We start from the raw sequence: 15,967 nt of genomic DNA, 5'->3' as shown, positions 1-15,967 counted from the left end.
CTCACTCCAGGGCCTTCTCGCGGCCGAGCGCCCGGAGGAGCTGGCTGCGCGAGGTGGCGAGGTTGTAGTCGGCCTGCACGCGCTGGAACCCGGCCTGCGTGAGCGCCAGCTGGGCGTCGGAGAGCTCGATGGCGTTCCCCACGCCGGTCCGGTACCGCCCCTCGGCGAGGCGGAGCCGCTCGCGGGCGTTGGCGACCGCCTCGCTCGCGGCGCCCACGGAGGCGCGCGCCGCCCGCACCGCGAGCCGCGCCTGGTCCACCTCCACCCGCACCTGCTGGCGCTCCGTCGCGGACTGCGCCTCGAGGGCGACCAGCGTCGCGCTCGCCTCCCGCTCCTGCGCCCGCGTCAGCCCGCCCTGGAAGAAGTTCCAGGTGAGCGTGGCGGTGGCGCTCCAGTTCCAGACCAGGGCGTCGAGCGACGAGCCGGCGTCGGTGACGCCGGTCGCGACGCCGAGGGACGGGAAGTAGCCGCCCTTCACCGCGCCGAGCGTGAGCTGCTGCGCCTTGAGCTGCTGGTCGAGCGCCGCCATCTCCGGCCGGTTGCGCAGCGCCTCGTCGAGCAGCGGGTCGAGCGGCTGGTCCTCGCCCTCCACCACCGGGGCCGGCTCGTCCGCCACGTCGAAGTCCGCCGGGCCCTCGAGCCCCATGGCCTGGTTGAGCTGGACCCGGGCGGTGGCGTACCCGTTCTCCGCGCCGATGAGCTGCACCTCCGCGTTGGCCCGGTCGGTGCGCGCCTGCGCGAGGTCGATGGCGGGGCGGGTGCCGGCGGCGACGAAGCCCTCGATCTGCTTGAGGTGCACGTCCTGGTTCGCGACCGTCTCGCGCGCCACGCCGAGCTGGTCCTTGGCCGCGCGGGCCGCGAAGAAGGCGCTCCGGGCCGTGAGCAGGGTGGAGAGATAGGTGGCGCGCTCCGTCTCGCGCTGCGCCGCGGCGGTCGCCTGCGAGGCGCGCCACCTGCCGGAGGTCTGGTCGAAGTCCCAGATCAGCTGCGAGGCCGTGGCGGAGAGCCGCCAGTAGTTGACGGTGTTCCAGCTCGAGCTCGGGCGCGCGGTGACCGCCGGCGTCGAGCCGGGGGTGGCCGCGAAGTTCTCGGTGGTGCGCTGGTACGAGCCGCTGCCGCTCACCTGCGGGAGGAGCGGGGCGCGGGCCTCGTCGGCGCGCGCGGCGGCGGCGGCGGACTGGGCCCGGGCCTGCTGGAGCTGCGGCTGGTGCTCGCGGGCGCTCTTGAGCGCGTCCTCGAGGGTCAGGACGTGCGGGGCGGGCAGCGGCGCGGCGGGTCCGGTCGCCGGCGCCGCGAGGAGCAGGGCGACGAGGATGGGGTTCATCTGGGGGGCTCTCCCGGAGCGGTCAGGCAGGCGTTCTGGGGCGTGGCGAACTAAGCCCGGCCGGGCCGGGGTGTCAACGACTCCCGGATCGACACTCCAAGGGAGCGAACGTTAAGTATGATGCGCCCCGGAGGAACCCCACGCACATGCCCACCATCGAAAAGCTCGTGGTCCGCGACGTGGTCGCGCTCGACGAGCACACCAGCTGCAATGAGGCCGCCCGGCTGATGGAGCAGAAGCACATCGGCTCCGTCGGCGTGAAGCGCAACGGCAAGCTCGTCGGCATCGTCACCGAGCGCGACCTCGTCTACGCGATCATGGCGAAGGACGTCACCGCCGAGCGGAAGCTCGCGGACATCATGCGCCCCGAGATCCCGACCGTGCCGCCCACGGCGACCGAGCGCGACTGCGCCCACCTCATGCGCACGCACTTCACGCGCCACCTGCTGGTGAAGCAGGGCAGCGAGGTCGTCGGCGTCATCTCGATGCTCGACGTGGTGAACCTCATGCTCGAGGACAACCGCTGGCTCATCGAGCAGCTCAACACCTACATCCGCGGCGGGCGGGGCGGGTAGCCGGGCGGCCGGGGATCAGAGGCTGTCCGCCCGCGCGTCCGAGAAGCCGTCCGCGGGCCGGGCGAAGAAGTAGCCCTGGAGGAGATCGCAGCCCTGGGCCACCAGGGCGTCCCGCTCGGCCTGCGTCTCCACCCCCTCGGCCACCACCAGCGCGTCGAGGTTCCGGCCCAGGTTGGCGATGGCGCGGATGAGCAGGCGCTGCTTCTCGGCCGAGTCGGCCCCCCGCGTGAGCGACATGTCGATCTTGATGACCTCCGGCTCGAGCATGCCGAAGCTGGCGAGGCCGGCGTAGCCGGCGCCGAGGTCGTCCACGGCGATGCGGAAGCCGAGCCGGCGCAGGTCGGCCATGTGCCGCTGCACGTCGGCGATGCCCTCGAGCGAGTGGCGCTCGGTGACCTCGAGGACCACCCGGTCCGCCACGCGCGAGAGCGGCGCGGCCGGGTCGTACAGCGCCGGGTCGTCGAGGTCGAAGGCGTGGAGGTTCACGAACAGCAGCGCGTCCGGCGGGCAGTGCGGCGCGGCGCGCGCCACGAGGCCCCGCACCAGCCGCCCGAGGTCGTGCAGCCGCCCGAGCCGCTCCGCCGCCGCGATGATCTCGGGCGGGAGCTCGAGCGGGCCCCGCAGGCTCCGCACCAGCGCCTCGTAGGCGAAGATGCGCCGGTCGCTCCAGCGGACGATGGGCTGGAAGGCGATCCAGGCGGTCGCGAGGGCCGCCTCGAAGGCCCGCTCGAGCGCGTCGCGGTCGAGCTTCCAGGCCGGGTCGTCCGACAGCGCGCCGAGCGCCTCGCGCTTGAGCCGCGCCACCCGGTGCAGCCCGATGGCCTTGTCCACGCTCTCGAGGAGCAGCCGCCGGTCCACCGGCTTCTGGAGGTAGCGCTGCGCGCCGTAGTCCACCGCCTGGATGGCGCTCTCGAGCTTCGGCGTGGCGGTGACGAGCAGCACCGGCAGGTCGGGCTGCAGGGCCCGCAGCCGCCGCAGGAGCTCGACCCCGTCCATGTGGGGCATGGCGATGTCGGTGAGGGCGACGTCGAACGGCCGGCGCGCGGCGAGGGCGAGCGCCTGCGCGCCGTCGAGGCTCGTCTCGACGGTGTGGCCCGCCTGCTCGAGGATGCGCCGGTAGCCTCGCAGCACCAGCGGGTCGTCGTCCACCAGCAGCACTCTTCCCACTCGTCACCTCTGGCGCGTCAGTTGCCCGGGTCGGTGCCCGGCTCGTCGGCGTCCTCGTCCTCGAGGTCGGGGCCACGCGGCAGCCGCTCGATCCAGCTCTCCACGAGCACCTGGTGCCGCTTCTCCTCGGCCGCGAGCTCGAGGAAGAGCTCCCGCACGCCGGGGTCCCGGACGTGCGGGAGCGCCGACCGGAAGAACGCCTCCGCCTTGCGCTCGGAGTCGAGCGCCACCCGCATGAGCTGGCGGGCCGACATGAAGACCCGCGGCCGGCCCAGGTCGGGCGCCTCCACGTCGTCGAGCTGATCGGGCGAGAGCCGGGCCGGCGCGGCGCCGAACAGCGCCTGCCGCCGCTCGGCCAGCTGGGCGCCGTGCTTGGCCTCGTTGCCGGCCATCATGCGGCACATCTCGGAGGCGTCGCCGGCGTACCGCCCGCCCACCGTGCGGGCGAACAGCTCGTACCGGCCGCGCGCCTCCTCCTCCATCAGAATGGCGAGATCGAGCGCATCCTGCAGGGACAGGGCGCCGAAATCGACCCGCTCCACCGACTCCAGGCCGGTCTCCATGGGAGCTCCTCCTCTGGGCGCCCGCGGGCGCCTCGTGGAAGGAGGTGTGCTAACCGCGTCGGGCGGGCGCCGCGACCCCCGCTACGTCGGCCCGTAGAGGGCTGCCACCTCGGATCCCAGGAGGGATAGGAGCGCCTCGCGCCGGACCTTCAGGGTAGGGGTCACGAGGGACGGGTGATCGGCCGGCGCGCCCGGGATGACGAGCAGCCGCTTCGGCTTCTCGTACTCGGAGAAGGCCTCGAGCGCCTCGCGGGCGCGCGGGAGCAGCTCCTCCGCGGCGTTCTTGCCGAGCTCCGCCAGCCGGGCGAGCTCCTCCTTCGCCACGAAGACCGCCGCCGCGACGAAGGGGCGACCCTCGCCGAGCAGCACGGCCCCCTGGAACGGCTGGGCGGAGGCGATGGCGGTCTCCACCGGCTCGGGCGCGATCTTCTTGCCGGTGGAGAGCACGAGGAGGTGCTTCTTGCGCCCCTCCACGCGGAGCAGCCCGTCGTCGCCGAGCCGCGCGCGGTCGCCGGTCCGGAAGAACCCGTCGTCGGTGTAGCAGCCCTCGCCGTCGGCCGGATCGAGGTAACCCGAGAAGAGGAGCGGCCCGCGGACCAGCATCTCGCCGTCCTCGGAGAAGCGGATCTCGTGGTCGGGCGTGACGAGCCCCGCCTCCTTGGGCGCGCGCCGGCCGTGGAACAGGTTCGAGGAGATGAGGCCGGCCGTCTCGCTCATCCCGTAGAGCTCGACGAAGGGGAGCCCGAGCCCCTCGTAGAACCGGAACAGCGCCTCGGAGGCGGGCGCGCCGCCGGAGAAGAGGCCCCGCACCCGGCCGCCGAGCGCGGCCCGGAGCTTGCGGCCGACGAGGCGGCGGGCCAGGCCGGCGAGGGCGCGATCGCGGAGGGTCCGCGTGCCGTCCACCGCCCGCCGGGCCGCGGCCTCGATCGCGGCCGTGAGCAGGCGACGCAGCGGCGCCGGCTGCCGGGCGAGGTTCTCGAGCACCTGCTGGCGGACGCGCTCGTACACGAGCGGGACCGAGAAGAGGTAGGTCGGGCCGAAGGTCAGCGCGCGCGGCAGGTCCTCGCGGCGGGCGATCATGACGAGCCCGTGCCCCTGGCCGAGGGCGAGCATCCACTGGTCGTGCCCGGCGACGTGGCCGAAGGGGAGGAGGTGCAGGCCGAGGTCGTCCTCGCCCACGCCGACCGCGGCCGCGCCGCCGTCGATGGCGTGGCAGATGGTGCGCTGCGGGAGCCGCACGCCCTTCTGCCGCCCGGTGGTGCCGCTCGTGAAGAGGAGGAGGAACGGGTCCTCCTGGCCGACGGCCGCGGCCCGCGCCTCGAACTCGGCGAGGGAGAGGGCCGGGGCCCCCGGCGCGAGCGCCTCCGGCACCGCCGCGAGCGCCACGCCGGCGGGGACGGAGGCCGGGGGGAGCGGCGCCTGCGCGAGCACCGCGGTGAGCCCGGCCGCCGCGAGGTCGGCCGCCGCCGGGGCGAGCTTCGACCACTGCGCCTCGCCCGAGACGTAGACGATCCGCGGCCGGACCCGGCGGGCGATCTCCTCGGCCTGGGGCGCGCCCAGGCTGGCGAAGAGCGCGGCCGGCTCGGCGCGGAGGAGCTGCGTGGCCACGGCGACCGCCTGCCACTCGGGCGCGTTCTCGGCGAGGAGCAGGACCCGGTCGCCCGCGCGGACGCCCCGCGCCCCGAGCCAGGCGGCGGCGCGGCAGACCTGCGCGCGGAAGCCCTCGAAGGTCAGCTCCCGCGGCGGCGCGCCCGGGGTGGCGGGATCGAGGAAGCGCATGAACGTCCGCCCAGGGACCCGGGCGGATGTGTGGGCGAGCAGGGCGGGGACGGTGCGAGCGGCGAAGCGGGAGATGGGCAGGCGAGGGATCATGGTGTGTGCGCGGCGCGGCGGAGTCTCGCACGCGTCGTGTCACGGGTTTGTCACGGTACCGCGCGATCGCCTGCCCGGCGGCGGCGCGATGGGGCGCCCGGGCGCTCGAAACCTCAGTCGCGCAGCTCGCGGATGCGCAGGCGGGAGGCGCGCCACCCTTCGAGGGTCCGGGCGTAGGTGACGTGCAAGCGCGCGAGATCGTGGACCCCGGGCCCCTCGAGCTTGAGCCGGGCGTAGGCGACCGCGTCGTCCGCGGGGTCCGCCCGGATCCACTCGAGGCTCATGCCGGTGATGCCGACGCGCCCCCCCCACTCGGCGCGCGCGTCCGAGAGGACCTGCGCCTCGCTCGGGAGCTGAGACGACGTCTCGCCGCAGGCCGTCGCGGCCAGGAGCGCCAACCACGGAACCATCCAACGCAGTGTCCGCATGCGTTCCCCTTGTCGCGTGTCGTTGTTGCATGGCACAGGCCAGCACGAGAGCGCGTGATCTCGCGTGGTTGCCGGGGTAAGAGATCGGTCCACGCCGCGCCAGGAGCCTCGCCGACCCACCCGCCGCGCACCCCACCGGGGCGAGATGGGCTGGCCCGGCAGGCGGCGCTCCGCTTACAAGACGAACCTCATGCCGATCGGCCTCGACCCCTCCCAGCTGCCGCCGCTCACGCCGGAGGAGCGCCTCCGCTACAGCCGCCACCTCACGCTCCCCGAGGTGGGGCTCGAGGGGCAGCGCCGGCTCAAGGCGGCGCGGGTGCTGATGGTCGGCGCGGGCGGGCTCGGGTCGCCCATCGGCCTCTACCTCGCCGCCGCCGGCGTGGGCACGCTCGGCCTCGTCGAGTTCGACGCGGTGGACGTCACCAACCTCCAGCGCCAGGTGCTCCACGGCACCCGCGACATCGGCCGCCCCAAGGCCCAGTCCGCGCGCGACCGGCTCTCCGACGTGAACCCGCACGTCCGCCTGGAGCTGCACGAGGCCCGCCTCACCTCCGAGAACGCGCTCGACCTCCTCGGCCGGTACGACCTCGTGGTGGACGGCACCGACAACTTCGCCACCCGCTATCTCGTCAACGACGCCTGCGTCCTCCTCGGCAAGCCGAACGTCTACGGCTCGGTCTACCGCTTCGAGGGGCAGGCCACCGTCCTCTGCGCCGCGGGCGGGCCGTGCTACCGCTGCCTCTACCCCGAGCCGCCGCCGCCCGGGGCCGTGCCGTCCTGCGCCGAGGGCGGGGTGCTCGGGGTGCTGCCGGGGCTGGTCGGGGTGATCCAGGCGACCGAGGCGGTGAAGCTCGTGCTCGGCCTGCCGGGGCTGGTCGGGCGGCTCCTGCTGGTGGACGCGCTCGGGATGCAGTTCCGCGCCGTGAAGCTGCGGCCCGACCCGCGCTGCCCGGCCTGCGGCACCCGCGAGCTCCGGGCGCTCGTGGACTACGAGCAGTTCTGCGGGACCCGGGGCGAGCCGGCGGGGCCGGTGCCGGAGATCGCGCCGCGCGAGCTCGACGCGCGCCGCCGCCGGGGCGACGCGCCCGTGCTGCTCGACGTCCGGGAGGCGCGCGAGTGGGAGCTCTGCCGGATCGAGGGGGCGAGGCTCGCGCCGCTGTCGCGGCTGGCGGAGGAGCTCGCCGGGCTGGATCCGGAGCGGGAGACGGTCGTGTACTGCCGCAGCGGCGTGCGGAGCGCGCGGGCGGTGCGCCAGCTCCAGGCCGCCGGCTTCGCGCGGGTGGCGAGCCTCGCGGGCGGCATCCTGCGCTGGGCGGACGAGGTCGATCCCTCGCTGCCCCGGTACTAGCGCGTGGCGCCCCGGCGCGAGCTCCCCCCGGCGGCGGGCGCGTACCCGGCGCCGCTCCTCGCCGAGCTGGCGCGGCTCTGCGAGGAGACCCCGGACCGGGAGCGGTGCGGCTTCGTGGTTCGAGAGGGGGAGGGTGGCCCGCTCGCCGCCGTGCCGCTGCCGAACGTCTCACCCGAGCCCGACGCCTTCACGATCGATCCGCTGGCGCACCTCCGGCTCGCGAAGCGGTTGCGCGCTGGCGGCGGGCAGGTGGTGGCGGTCTGGCACTCCCACGTGGACGCGCCGGCGGTCCTCTCGGCCCGGGATCGCGAGGGGGCGGCCCCGGACGGCGTCGAGGCCATCCCCGGCGCGGAGCAGCTCGTCCTCGGCCTGCGCGCCGGCCGGGTGGTCGAGATCCGGCGCTTCGTCCCGGTGGAGGGGGGCTTCGCGGAGGGCTCCATCCGGTATAGCGGATAAAAATCTGTTGTCCGCTTGACCGGACGGTCGTCCAGTATCTAGGATTCCGGGCGTCAGCACCTCGCCGCTCCGGAGTCCGCCCATGTCGATCGAAGCCGCCCTCCCCGCCACGACCGCCCCGCGCGAAGCCCCCCAGGCGCGCCGCCGCGCGGTGCCCCCCAACGGCCTCCCCTTGCTCGCCCGCGAGGACACCTGGGCCATGGCCATCGCGCTCGGCCTGGTCCTCGCGGCCACGCTCACCTTCTTCGCCGGCTCCCGCTTCTTCGGCCTCGCGGCGGTCTCGGTCCCCGGCTGGTCGGGCGCGCCGGGCAAGGTGCTCGCCGGGCTCCTCGCGGATCCGCGCGGGCTCGTCTCGCTCTTCGCGCTCTTCCTCGCCACCTTCGCCGTCGCCGGGCGGGTGATGGGCTGGCCGGTCCGCGCCTTCGCCGCCGGCTTCGCGGTGCTCTTCCTGCTCGCGCTCGTGGTGACGGTGCTCGGCTCGAACGCCACCCTCAAGGGCCTGCAGCTCGAGACGCCGCTCCTGGCGCTGCTGGTGGGGCTCCTCATCGGGAACCTGGCGCCGCTGCCGCGCTTCCTCCACGCCGCGCTGCGGACCGAGTTCTACGTGAAGACCGGCATCGTGCTCATGGGCGCGACCCTGCCGTTCACGGTGATCCTGCAGGCCGGGCCGCTCGCCATCGCGCAGGCCTCCATCGTCTCCCTCGTCACCTTCGTCACCATCCACCTCGCCGCCACGCGCCTCTTCGGCCTCGATCCCCGCCTCGGCGCCTGCCTCGGGGCGGGCGGCTCGATCTGCGGGGTGTCGGGCGCCATCGCCATCGGCGGCGCCTGCCGCGCCGAGAAGGAGCACGTCTCGGTGGCCATCTCGATGGTGATCGTGTGGGCGGTGGCGATGATCTTCGCCCTGCCGGCCTGGGCGCGCCACCTCGGCATGGCCGCGGGGCCGACCGGCGCCTGGATCGGCACCTCGGAGTTCGCCGACGCCGCCGGGTTCGCCGCCGCCTCGGCCGTGGGCGACGAGCGGGCCATCAAGACCTTCACGCTCATGAAGGTGGTGGGCCGCGACATGTTCGTGGGCGTCTGGGCGGTGGTGGTGGCGTTCCTCTCCATCACCCGCTGGGAGCGCCGCGCCACCCCGGGCGGCGAGCGCGAGCGGGTGGCGGTGGGCGAGGTCTGGCGCCGCTTCCCCAAGTTCGTGCTCGGGTTCCTGGCCGCCTCCCTCGCGGTCACGGTGACCCTCGCGCTGCTCGCGCCGAAGGTGGGCGCGCAGTACGCCAAGGAGGCGATCGGGCCGCTCAAGTCGCTCCGCGGCTGGGCCTTCACCTTCACCTTCCTCAGCATCGGCCTCACCACCCGGTTCCGGGAGCTGAAGTCGTTCGGGTGGCGGCCGCTCGCCGCGTTCGCCGTGGGCGTCGCCGTGAACGTGCCCCTCGGCTACTGGCTCTCGAACTCGGTCTTCGCGAGCTACTGGCTCGGGGTGAAGTGATGGTGGACCACCTCGTCCGGATCACCGCGGCGCTCGACGGGAGCCCCGGCCGCGCGGCGCGGGTGGAGGGGCTCGCGGCGGCGCTCGGGTCGGCCGGCTTCCGCCTCCGGCGGGAGCGCCGGCGCCTGGTCGCCGAGTCGGCCGACCTCGGCGCGGCCGACGCGAAGGACCTCCTCCGGGCGCGCGGCTACGCCGACGGCGAGTACCAGGTCTTCCTGGAGTTCGTCCGGCAGTGGGGCGTGATGTAGCGGGGCCGTCAGATGTCGCGGAGCGCCGGCTCCTCGAAGAGCGCGCGGCCGCGATCGCCGCCGGCGGGCGGCAGCGCGTGCGGCGTCGAGCCGCGGGGGCCGATCGGCGGGTGGCCCGGCGGAAGGGCGGTCGGCTCGTCCTCCGGGGCGCCGCCGATCGGCGGGTGACCGGGCGGCAGGAGGCTGCCGATGGGCGGGTGACCCGGCGGCAGCGAGGGGCACGCGCCCGGCTCGCCCGTGCCGCCGGGCGAGAGCGCCAGCACCGCCGCCGGCGCCACCTGCACCGCCTGCGCGCGCGCCGCCGCCAGGGTGGACCACGCGGTGGCCGCGAGCGTCCCCGCCGCCAACGTCGAGAGCACCGCCAGACGACCTCTGCCCGAACCGTCGCGTGGATTGATACGCATCAATAACGCTTAAGGGCCTCTCCAGCCCACGGCACCCGAGCCACATGGGGCGTTGCGCGCGAGCGCGCCCTTGCCCCCGCCCGGGGGCGAAGGTAGACCCTCTCCCCCTTGGACATCCTCATCGTCACTCCCGCCGGGAAGGGCACGCGCAAGGGGAACCGGGTCACGGCCCTGCGCTGGGCCGGCCACCTGCGCGCGCTCGGCCACCGCGTCCGGCTCGGCACGGCTTACGCGGGCGAGCCCTGCGACCTGCTCGTGGCCCTCCACGCCCGGCGCAGCCACGGTGCCGCGGCCGCCTTCCGCGCGGCCCGGTCCGGCGCGCCGCTGGTGGTCGCGCTCACCGGGACCGACCTCTACCAGGACCTGCCCGCCTCCGCGGAGGCGCGGAGCTCGCTCGCGCTGGCGTCTCGCCTGGTGGTGCTCCAGCCCCGCGCCGAGCGCGCGCTGCCGGAGGAGGTGCGCGGCAAGGTCCGGGTCATCTACCAGTCGGCGCGCCCGGTGGCGCCGCTCGCCCCGCCCGAGGGAGCGTTCCGGGTCTGCCTGCTGGCGCACCTCCGGGAGGTGAAGGACCCGCTCCTCGCCGCGCGGGCGGTGTCCCGCCTGCCGGCGTCGTCGCGCGTCTCGCTCGTGCACCTCGGCGCCGCGCTCGACCCCGCCGACGCCGCGCGCGCGGCCGAGGCCGCCGCGGCCGAGCCGCGCTACCGGTGGCTCGGAGACCGCCCGCGGCGGGAGGCGCTCCGGACGCTCGCCGGGAGCCGGCTCCTCCTCGTGACCTCGCGCCTGGAGGGCGGCGCCAACGTGGTGACCGAGGCGATCGCGAACCGCGTGCCGGTGCTCTCCACCCGGATCGAAGGCTCGCTGGGACTGCTCGGCGAGGACTACCCGGGCTACTTCCCGGTGGGCGATGCCGCGGCGCTGGCCGCGCTCCTCGACCGCGCCGAGCGCGAGCCGGCCTTCCTCGAGGAGCTGAGGGCGCGGGTCGAGGCGCTGGCCCCGCTGGTCGCGCCGGCGGACGAGCGCGCCCGCTGGCGAGCGCTGCTCGAGGAGCTCGGCGGGCCCGAACGCGCGCGCCCCTCGGCGGGCGAGGAGGAGTGAGGATGGAGGCGAGGCGGCTCGGGGCCGGTGGCCCTTCGATCACGCGGCTCGGCATGGGGATGGCGGCCATCGGCCGCCCCGCGTACCAGACCCTCGGCCACGGCGAGGACTTCCCGGAGGGGCGCTCGCCGGAGGCGATGGAGCGGCACGCGCACCAGGTCCTCGACGAGGCCTTCGAGGCGGGGGTCCGCTACTTCGACACCGCCCGCTCCTACGGGCGCGGCGAGGCGTTCCTCCGCGCGTGGCTGGAGGGGAGGGGGCTCGGGCCGGGCGACCTCGCCGTCGGCTCGAAGTGGGGCTACCGGTACGTGGGCGCGTGGCGGCTCGAGGCCGAGCGGCACGAGGTGAAGGACCACTCGCGGGCGGCCTTCGCCGAGCAGCTCGAGGAGAGCGAGGCGCTCCTCGGCCCCTGGCTGTCGCTCTACCAGGTGCACTCGGTCACGCCGGAGAGCCCGGCGCTCGGCGACGGCGCGCTGCTCGACGATCTCGCCCGCTTGCGCGACCGGGGGGTGCGGGTGGGGCTCACCGTGAGCGGGGCGCGCCAGGCCGAGGTGGTGCTGCGCGCGCTCGAGGTGGTCCGGGGCGGCGCCCCGCTCTTCGCGGCGGTGCAGGCCACCTGGAACCTGCTCGACCGCTCCTGCGGCGACGCGCTCGCCCGGGCGCACGCGGCCGGCCGGACGGTGATCGTGAAGGAGCCGCTCGCGAACGGCCGGCTCACGCCGCGCGGGGCGGCCGGGCAGGGTGGCCCGCTGGCCGAGGTGGCGGCGCGGACGGGCGCCGGCGCCGACGCCGTGGCGCTCGCGGCCGTCCTGGCGCAACCCTGGGCCGACGTGGTGCTCCTCGGCGCGGCGACGGTGGGGCAGCTCCGCTCCAACCTGGCGGCGCTCCGGCTCTCGCTCGATGAGGCGGCGACCGAGCGCCTGGGGGCTCTCCGGGAAGGCCCGGAGGCCTACTGGGCGGAGCGCTCCCGGCAGCCCTGGACCTGAGGCCGCTCGGGACGCGGGGCGAGGGGGCCCCTCCCTGGAGTCGCGACCGCGGCTCGTAGTAGGCTGCGCCGCCCTTCGCGCCCCCCATGAGCCAGCCCACTCCGCAGGTCCGCGCCGCCCACCTCCAGCTCCTGCTCGCGGAGCTGCTCGAGTCGGCGGCGGCGTCGGGCCCCGGCGCCCCGTTCGTGCCCGATCCGGTGCGCTGGCGCGTGCAGCGCTCCCACCGGCTCGCCTGGCTCCCCGCGGAGGACCTCGTCGCGATCTGCGTGGCGGCCGAGGCCGCGCTCGGCCGCGACGGACTCGAGCGCTGGGGGGCGGGGGTGCTGCGCCGGCTCCTGCGCGCGCCCCTGTTCCGGGCCTTCTACGAGGCGGCGCTCTGGTTCGAGCGGCGCGAGCCCGGCGTGCTCCTCTCGTACGCCGTCCAGTCCTGGCCGCTGCTCTACCAGGACTGCGGCGGGCTCGTGGTGGAGGCGCGGGGAGACGACTTCGTGCGGCTGGTGCACCAGCCCGTCCCGGCGCTGCTCCGCTGCGAGACCACGCTGCTGCCGCTCCTCGGCGCCATGGCGGCGCTGCCGCGCCAGTGCGGCGTCGAGGCCCGCACCGAGGCCGACTGGCGGCCGGACCGGGAGCGGTTCGTCTACACCATCTCCTGGTGAGGCCCCCGGGCGCGCCGGGAGGGGCCGCCGCTTCTCGGGCTGCCGGCGGCGAGGCGCTGTGGTATACGGCCCTGCCGCGCGCGTCAGCGCAGGTGGCCGGCCCCGTAGCTCAGCTGGACAGAGCGGCGGTTTCCTAAACCGTAGGCCGTGGGTTCGAGTCCCGCCGGGGCCACTAGTTTACCTGCTGACTTCCCTCACGTTTCCGGTCGCCTCCCCCTCCGTCTCCCCCAGGTCTCCCCGCGAGCGCGCGTCGAGGCGCCGGATGGCGTCCAGCGGCGCCGCTTGCGAGAGGTGCATGTAGCGCTGGGTCGTCTCGTCTCGATGGACTCGTGCCCGGCGAGGGCCTGGATGGTCAGCATCGGGACGTCCGCCATCGCGAGTCGCGAGCAGAACGTGTGCCGCAGCTTGTGGCAAACAGTTGCCCGAAGCGATGAAGTGCCTGGACGACGGCTTCGTCGCCGCGACGCAGTTCTACGCCTTCCCGCAGGAGCACTGGCACCGCATCCGCTCGACGAACGGCTCGAGCGGCTCCACGGCGAGATCAGGCGCGGGACGCGGGCGGTGGGGGCCTTCCCCCGACTGGGCCAGCGCGCTCCGGCTCGTCACCGCCGTCGCCCTCCAGGTCACCGCGATCTGGACTGACCGTCGATACCTCGATATGGACTTGCTGACCTCGCACCACAGCGGGGATGCCATGGCGGCGTGAGTGACGCGAGTGCACCACTCAAGAAGGCAAGTAAGCGCAAGTGCTTTGTTCGTGGGCGACCAGACCAAGAGGTGAATCGTGCGCGGTCGAACCTTCCATGCTATCGGCTATATTGTATTGGGAGCATGTTGCGAAGTTCGGGGGTTGCTGCTCATTCTGCCCATGGCCGTCAATTGGCCAGAGTCCTGGATAGGCGGAGTGGACTTGCTGGGCTACTTGGTTGGCGGTGCAACCTTCGCCTTTGAGGGAGTCCGGATACTGCGTAGTAATCCGAATTGAATGCGGATTACGAGACGGGCGAACGTGACTGGGGTCGAGGCATAGATCGTCGAGAGCCGAGGGGCTTCACTGTGCGGCCGTGTCGCACAGCGATCGGGACTTGACCGGTCTAGAGCCGAGCCCCCCGAAGCCGCGGAAGGAACGGCGCGACGGGCCCAGGGGCGGGTGACTCCCAGGCGGAAAGCACGGCCCCTCAACTTGGCTACGGCCCAACGGCGAGGGGGCGGGGTGCCGCGGACCAGCAGCCTGCGCAGGTCCTGCTAGCCAACGCCCGTCGCGATCTCGTCGTAGCCGCGCCCCTCGAACTGCAACAGGCAGAACCCGTGGCCGAAGGGATCCGCCAGCACCGCCATCTTGCCGAACGTGCGCTGCTCGATGGGGAGCTCCACGCGCGCGCCGGCCGCCACGGCCCGCGCCACGGCAGCCTCGATGTCGCCCACCGCGAAATCGAGGTGCACCGGCGTCCAGTGCCGGCCGTAGTCGCGCGTGGCAGCGGCGCCAGGGAAGGGCATCGTGCCGGGCGCGGCGACGAGCAGGTAGATCGGCGCTTCCGCCCCGACGAGCTCGACCCCCGCGCCGCCGAACCGCCTTCCGACGGAGAGCCCCAGCGCGCTCGTGTAGAAGCGCACGGCATTGTCGAGATCGTCCACGTCCACGTTGACGAGGAGCTGCGGCATCTCGCGGACTCTAGCACTCCGTCATGACGGGGTCGGAGCGGCGGCCGGCGACGGTCGGCCCGACCCCGCTCCGCGATCCAGGTGCGGATGGAGCGGTCAGGAGCCCTCCGAGGGGTCCGCGGTTTTTCGGTGGCGCCCCGATCCTCCCCCGCTAGACAGCGCTCGTGGCCCGGGTGCTGGTCATCGACGACGACGAGGCGATCCGCGAGAGCCTGGCCGAGGTGCTCCAGTTCGAGGGGTACCAGGTCTCCACGGCGCGGGACGGCTGCGAGGGGCTGACGGCGGCCCTCGCGATGCATCCCGACCTCATCCTGCTCGACCTGATGATGCCCCGGATGAACGGCTGGGAGTTCCGCGAGGCGCAGGAGAGCGATCCGTCGCTCGCCGGCATCCCCGTCATCGTGGTCTCGGCGGCGCCGCCGCGGCAGGCGGACTGCCTCGGCGCCGTCACCCTGCTCGCGAAGCCCTTCGACCTGACCGCGCTCTTCGAGAGCGTGCACGGGGTGCTCCCGCCCGCCTGAGCCCGCCGGGCAGTCGTCCATTCGGCCGCGGCCGGGCGGCAAGGCGCGGGAATCCCGCCTCCCCCGGAGCCGTTCGTCCGGGTGCATGCACCCGCTCCGTCCGCTCCTTCGTCCGCTCTCTCCCGCCGCGCTCCTCCTCGCCCTGGCCTGCGGCGGGGCGGCTGCTCCGACGCCGACGACCACGGCCGATCCGGGCGCCGGCTCCGGCACCGGCGGCGGCGGCGGCGCGCCCGCGGCGCCGGGCGGGGGCGCCGGGGAGGGGAGCGCCGGCGGCGCCACCGGCACCGCGCAGGGCGGCAGCGCCACGCCGGCCGATCCGGCGCTCTCCTGGCCCTCGCCGGTCCCCGGCTACCACCTCGTCTGGCACGACGAGTTCGACGGCTCGGGGCTCGACCCCACGAAGTGGACCGCCCAGAGCTTCCCGCGGCGCGACGCGGCGGCGACCCCGGACGCGGTGAGCGTCGCGAACGGCCTCCTCACGCTGACCACGTACACGGAGAACGGCCAGAACTACACCGGCTTCCTCTCCACCGAGCACGCGTTCGAGTCCACCTACGGCTACTACGAGGCCCGCATCCGCTTCCAGGACGCGCCGGGCGAGTGGTGCGCCTTCTGGATGTTCGCGTCCACGGTGGGCAATCCGGTGGGCGACCCCGGGACCGCCGGGGCGGAGATCGACGTCGTCGAGCACCGGGTCACCGACACCAAGGGCTGGGACGCGCTGCGCGACATGGTCCAGCAGGCGCTGCACTGGGACGGCTACGGCGCCGACCGCAAGGACTTCTCGAACGTCACCACCCTCCCGGACGGCGCGCCGGTGCAGGGCGAGTGGCACACCTACGCCGTCCTCTGGACGCCGGCGGGCTACGCGTTCTACGTGGACGGCGCGCAGGTCTGGTCCTTCGCCCAGGGGATCTCGAACCGGAGCGAGTTCCTGCAGCTCACCTGCGAGGTCGAGGACGGGACCTGGGCCGGCTACGTCCCGGCGGGCGGCTACGGCACGCGCGCCGCCAGCACCACCCACATGGACGTGGACTGGGTGCGCGTCTGGCAGCCGGCGCCGTAGCGCGGCCGCCGCAGGGCCGGCCGGGTTCACGGGTGGTCAGCGCCGCCGTGACCAAGCGTCAACGAATCCCCCGCATGGGTGGCCCCGTTTGTGCAAATATCTGCCCGGAC

The 15,967-nt window shown here is 74.6% G+C and carries 19 protein-coding genes and 1 tRNA gene; 12 read left to right on the top strand and 8 right to left on the bottom strand.

Going from position 1 to position 15,967, the window contains the following annotated elements:
- Position 1 precedes the first annotated feature (1 nt).
- Positions 2 to 1,324 carry a TolC family protein gene (locus AMPC_RS05160; protein ID WP_248344877.1) on the bottom strand — a complete coding sequence of 441 codons (1,323 nt, stop codon included), beginning with the start codon at positions 1,322 to 1,324 and terminating at the stop codon, positions 2 to 4.
- 146 nt (positions 1,325 to 1,470) lie between these two features.
- Here AMPC_RS05160 and AMPC_RS05155 point away from each other — a divergent pair, with 146 nt between their 5' ends.
- Positions 1,471 to 1,899, top strand: coding sequence for a CBS domain-containing protein (locus AMPC_RS05155; RefSeq protein WP_248344875.1), 429 nt, complete (start codon positions 1,471 to 1,473; stop codon positions 1,897 to 1,899).
- Positions 1,900 to 1,914: 15 nt separating this feature from the next.
- On the opposite strand, the gene AMPC_RS05150 is transcribed toward AMPC_RS05155, so the two are convergent.
- The 4 genes from AMPC_RS05150 to AMPC_RS05135 form a co-directional block, all read right to left on the bottom strand.
- Entirely contained in the window at positions 1,915 to 3,066 is a 1,152-nt protein-coding gene (locus tag AMPC_RS05150) for an EAL domain-containing response regulator (protein ID WP_248344874.1), read from the bottom strand.
- A gap of 17 nt (positions 3,067 to 3,083) precedes the next feature.
- On the bottom strand, positions 3,084 to 3,629 hold the full coding sequence (locus AMPC_RS05145) for a ferritin-like domain-containing protein (protein ID WP_248344872.1): 546 nt from the start codon (positions 3,627 to 3,629) through the stop codon (positions 3,084 to 3,086).
- An 81-nt stretch (positions 3,630 to 3,710) separates the two neighbouring features.
- Positions 3,711 to 5,501, bottom strand: coding sequence for an AMP-dependent synthetase/ligase (locus tag AMPC_RS05140; protein ID WP_248344871.1), 1,791 nt, complete (start codon positions 5,499 to 5,501; stop codon positions 3,711 to 3,713).
- 113 nt (positions 5,502 to 5,614) lie between these two features.
- Positions 5,615 to 5,899, bottom strand: coding sequence for a hypothetical protein (locus AMPC_RS05135; protein WP_248344870.1), 285 nt, complete (start codon positions 5,897 to 5,899; stop codon positions 5,615 to 5,617).
- Positions 5,900 to 6,119: 220 nt separating this feature from the next.
- Between AMPC_RS05135 and moeB the strand changes: the two genes are divergently transcribed.
- The 4 genes from moeB (at position 6,120) to AMPC_RS05115 (ending at position 9,467) form a co-directional block, all read left to right on the top strand.
- Positions 6,120 to 7,277 carry a molybdopterin-synthase adenylyltransferase MoeB gene (gene moeB, locus AMPC_RS05130; RefSeq protein ID WP_248344869.1) on the top strand — a complete coding sequence of 386 codons (1,158 nt, stop codon included), beginning with the start codon at positions 6,120 to 6,122 and terminating at the stop codon, positions 7,275 to 7,277.
- A 3-nt stretch (positions 7,278 to 7,280) separates the two neighbouring features.
- Positions 7,281 to 7,733 carry a Mov34/MPN/PAD-1 family protein gene (locus tag AMPC_RS05125; RefSeq protein ID WP_248344867.1) on the top strand — a complete coding sequence of 151 codons (453 nt, stop codon included), beginning with the start codon at positions 7,281 to 7,283 and terminating at the stop codon, positions 7,731 to 7,733.
- Between the two features lie 82 nt (positions 7,734 to 7,815).
- Complete coding sequence (locus AMPC_RS05120; protein ID WP_248344865.1) at positions 7,816 to 9,219, top strand: YeiH family protein; 1,404 nt, start codon at positions 7,816 to 7,818, stop codon at positions 9,217 to 9,219.
- Positions 9,219 to 9,467 carry a hypothetical protein gene (locus AMPC_RS05115; RefSeq protein WP_248344864.1) on the top strand — a complete coding sequence of 83 codons (249 nt, stop codon included), beginning with the start codon at positions 9,219 to 9,221 and terminating at the stop codon, positions 9,465 to 9,467. The genes AMPC_RS05120 and AMPC_RS05115 overlap by 1 nt, the downstream gene beginning before the upstream one ends.
- An 8-nt stretch (positions 9,468 to 9,475) precedes the next feature.
- Here AMPC_RS05115 and AMPC_RS05110 read toward each other — a convergent pair whose 3' ends face one another.
- On the bottom strand, positions 9,476 to 9,826 hold the full coding sequence (locus tag AMPC_RS05110; protein WP_248344862.1) for a hypothetical protein: 351 nt from the start codon (positions 9,824 to 9,826) through the stop codon (positions 9,476 to 9,478).
- Between the two features lie 153 nt (positions 9,827 to 9,979).
- Between AMPC_RS05110 and senB the strand changes: the two genes are divergently transcribed.
- The 4 genes from senB (at position 9,980) to AMPC_RS05090 (ending at position 12,780) form a co-directional block, all read left to right on the top strand.
- Positions 9,980 to 10,966: a selenoneine biosynthesis selenosugar synthase SenB gene (senB, locus tag AMPC_RS05105; RefSeq protein ID WP_248344860.1), complete on the top strand. Its 987-nt coding sequence runs from the start codon at positions 9,980 to 9,982 to the stop codon at positions 10,964 to 10,966.
- 2 nt (positions 10,967 to 10,968) lie between these two features.
- On the top strand, positions 10,969 to 11,952 hold the full coding sequence (locus AMPC_RS05100) for an aldo/keto reductase (RefSeq protein ID WP_248344858.1): 984 nt from the start codon (positions 10,969 to 10,971) through the stop codon (positions 11,950 to 11,952).
- Positions 11,953 to 12,038: 86 nt separating this feature from the next.
- Complete coding sequence (locus tag AMPC_RS05095; protein ID WP_248344856.1) at positions 12,039 to 12,608, top strand: hypothetical protein; 570 nt, start codon at positions 12,039 to 12,041, stop codon at positions 12,606 to 12,608.
- 98 nt (positions 12,609 to 12,706) lie between these two features.
- Positions 12,707 to 12,780: transfer RNA gene (locus AMPC_RS05090), tRNA-Arg, on the top strand.
- 22 nt (positions 12,781 to 12,802) lie between these two features.
- Here AMPC_RS05090 and AMPC_RS20560 read toward each other — a convergent pair.
- On the bottom strand, positions 12,803 to 13,012 hold the full coding sequence (locus tag AMPC_RS20560) for a site-specific integrase (RefSeq protein ID WP_404800665.1): 210 nt from the start codon (positions 13,010 to 13,012) through the stop codon (positions 12,803 to 12,805).
- Positions 13,013 to 13,038: 26 nt separating this feature from the next.
- Between AMPC_RS20560 and AMPC_RS05080 the strand changes: the two genes are divergently transcribed.
- The gene (locus tag AMPC_RS05080) at positions 13,039 to 13,314 is read left to right on the top strand and encodes a transposase (RefSeq protein ID WP_248344851.1); all 276 of its coding nucleotides are present in this window, start codon (positions 13,039 to 13,041) and stop codon (positions 13,312 to 13,314) included.
- Between the two features lie 539 nt (positions 13,315 to 13,853).
- Here AMPC_RS05080 and AMPC_RS05075 read toward each other — a convergent pair.
- Entirely contained in the window at positions 13,854 to 14,270 is a 417-nt protein-coding gene (locus AMPC_RS05075) for a VOC family protein (protein WP_248344849.1), read from the bottom strand.
- Positions 14,271 to 14,434: 164 nt separating this feature from the next.
- On the opposite strand from AMPC_RS05075, the gene AMPC_RS05070 reads away from it, so the two are divergent.
- Entirely contained in the window at positions 14,435 to 14,791 is a 357-nt protein-coding gene (locus tag AMPC_RS05070; RefSeq protein ID WP_248344847.1) for a response regulator transcription factor, read from the top strand.
- 85 nt (positions 14,792 to 14,876) lie between these two features.
- The gene (locus tag AMPC_RS05065) at positions 14,877 to 15,857 is read left to right on the top strand and encodes a glycoside hydrolase family 16 protein (RefSeq protein ID WP_248344845.1); all 981 of its coding nucleotides are present in this window, start codon (positions 14,877 to 14,879) and stop codon (positions 15,855 to 15,857) included.
- The last annotated feature ends 110 nt before the right edge of the window (positions 15,858 to 15,967 follow it).

The sequence above is a fragment of the Anaeromyxobacter paludicola genome (genome assembly GCF_023169965.1).
Taxonomy (GTDB): Bacteria; Myxococcota; Myxococcia; order Myxococcales; family Anaeromyxobacteraceae; genus Anaeromyxobacter_B; species Anaeromyxobacter_B paludicola.
This window is presented reverse-complemented; position numbering and strand designations above follow the sequence as displayed.

What these genes read in the sequence shown, in the direction of transcription:
- AMPC_RS05120 (WP_248344865.1), top strand. Translation starts at nt 7,816, where the DNA reads ATGTCGATCGAAGCCGCCCTCCCCGCCACGACCGCCCCGCGCGAAGCC.
- AMPC_RS05155 (WP_248344875.1), top strand. Translation starts at nt 1,471, where the DNA reads ATGCCCACCATCGAAAAGCTCGTGGTCCGCGACGTGGTCGCGCTCGAC.
- AMPC_RS05140 (WP_248344871.1), bottom strand. Translation starts at nt 5,501, where the DNA reads ATGATCCCTCGCCTGCCCATCTCCCGCTTCGCCGCTCGCACCGTCCCC.
- moeB (WP_248344869.1), top strand. Translation starts at nt 6,120, where the DNA reads ATGCCGATCGGCCTCGACCCCTCCCAGCTGCCGCCGCTCACGCCGGAG.
- AMPC_RS05160 (WP_248344877.1), bottom strand. Translation starts at nt 1,324, where the DNA reads ATGAACCCCATCCTCGTCGCCCTGCTCCTCGCGGCGCCGGCGACCGGA.
- AMPC_RS05095 (WP_248344856.1), top strand. Translation starts at nt 12,039, where the DNA reads ATGAGCCAGCCCACTCCGCAGGTCCGCGCCGCCCACCTCCAGCTCCTG.
- AMPC_RS05115 (WP_248344864.1), top strand. Translation starts at nt 9,219, where the DNA reads ATGGTGGACCACCTCGTCCGGATCACCGCGGCGCTCGACGGGAGCCCC.
- AMPC_RS05075 (WP_248344849.1), bottom strand. Translation starts at nt 14,270, where the DNA reads ATGCCGCAGCTCCTCGTCAACGTGGACGTGGACGATCTCGACAATGCC.
- AMPC_RS05145 (WP_248344872.1), bottom strand. Translation starts at nt 3,629, where the DNA reads ATGGAGACCGGCCTGGAGTCGGTGGAGCGGGTCGATTTCGGCGCCCTG.
- AMPC_RS05065 (WP_248344845.1), top strand. Translation starts at nt 14,877, where the DNA reads ATGCACCCGCTCCGTCCGCTCCTTCGTCCGCTCTCTCCCGCCGCGCTC.
- AMPC_RS05080 (WP_248344851.1), top strand. Translation starts at nt 13,039, where the DNA reads ATGAAGTGCCTGGACGACGGCTTCGTCGCCGCGACGCAGTTCTACGCC.
- AMPC_RS05100 (WP_248344858.1), top strand. Translation starts at nt 10,969, where the DNA reads ATGGAGGCGAGGCGGCTCGGGGCCGGTGGCCCTTCGATCACGCGGCTC.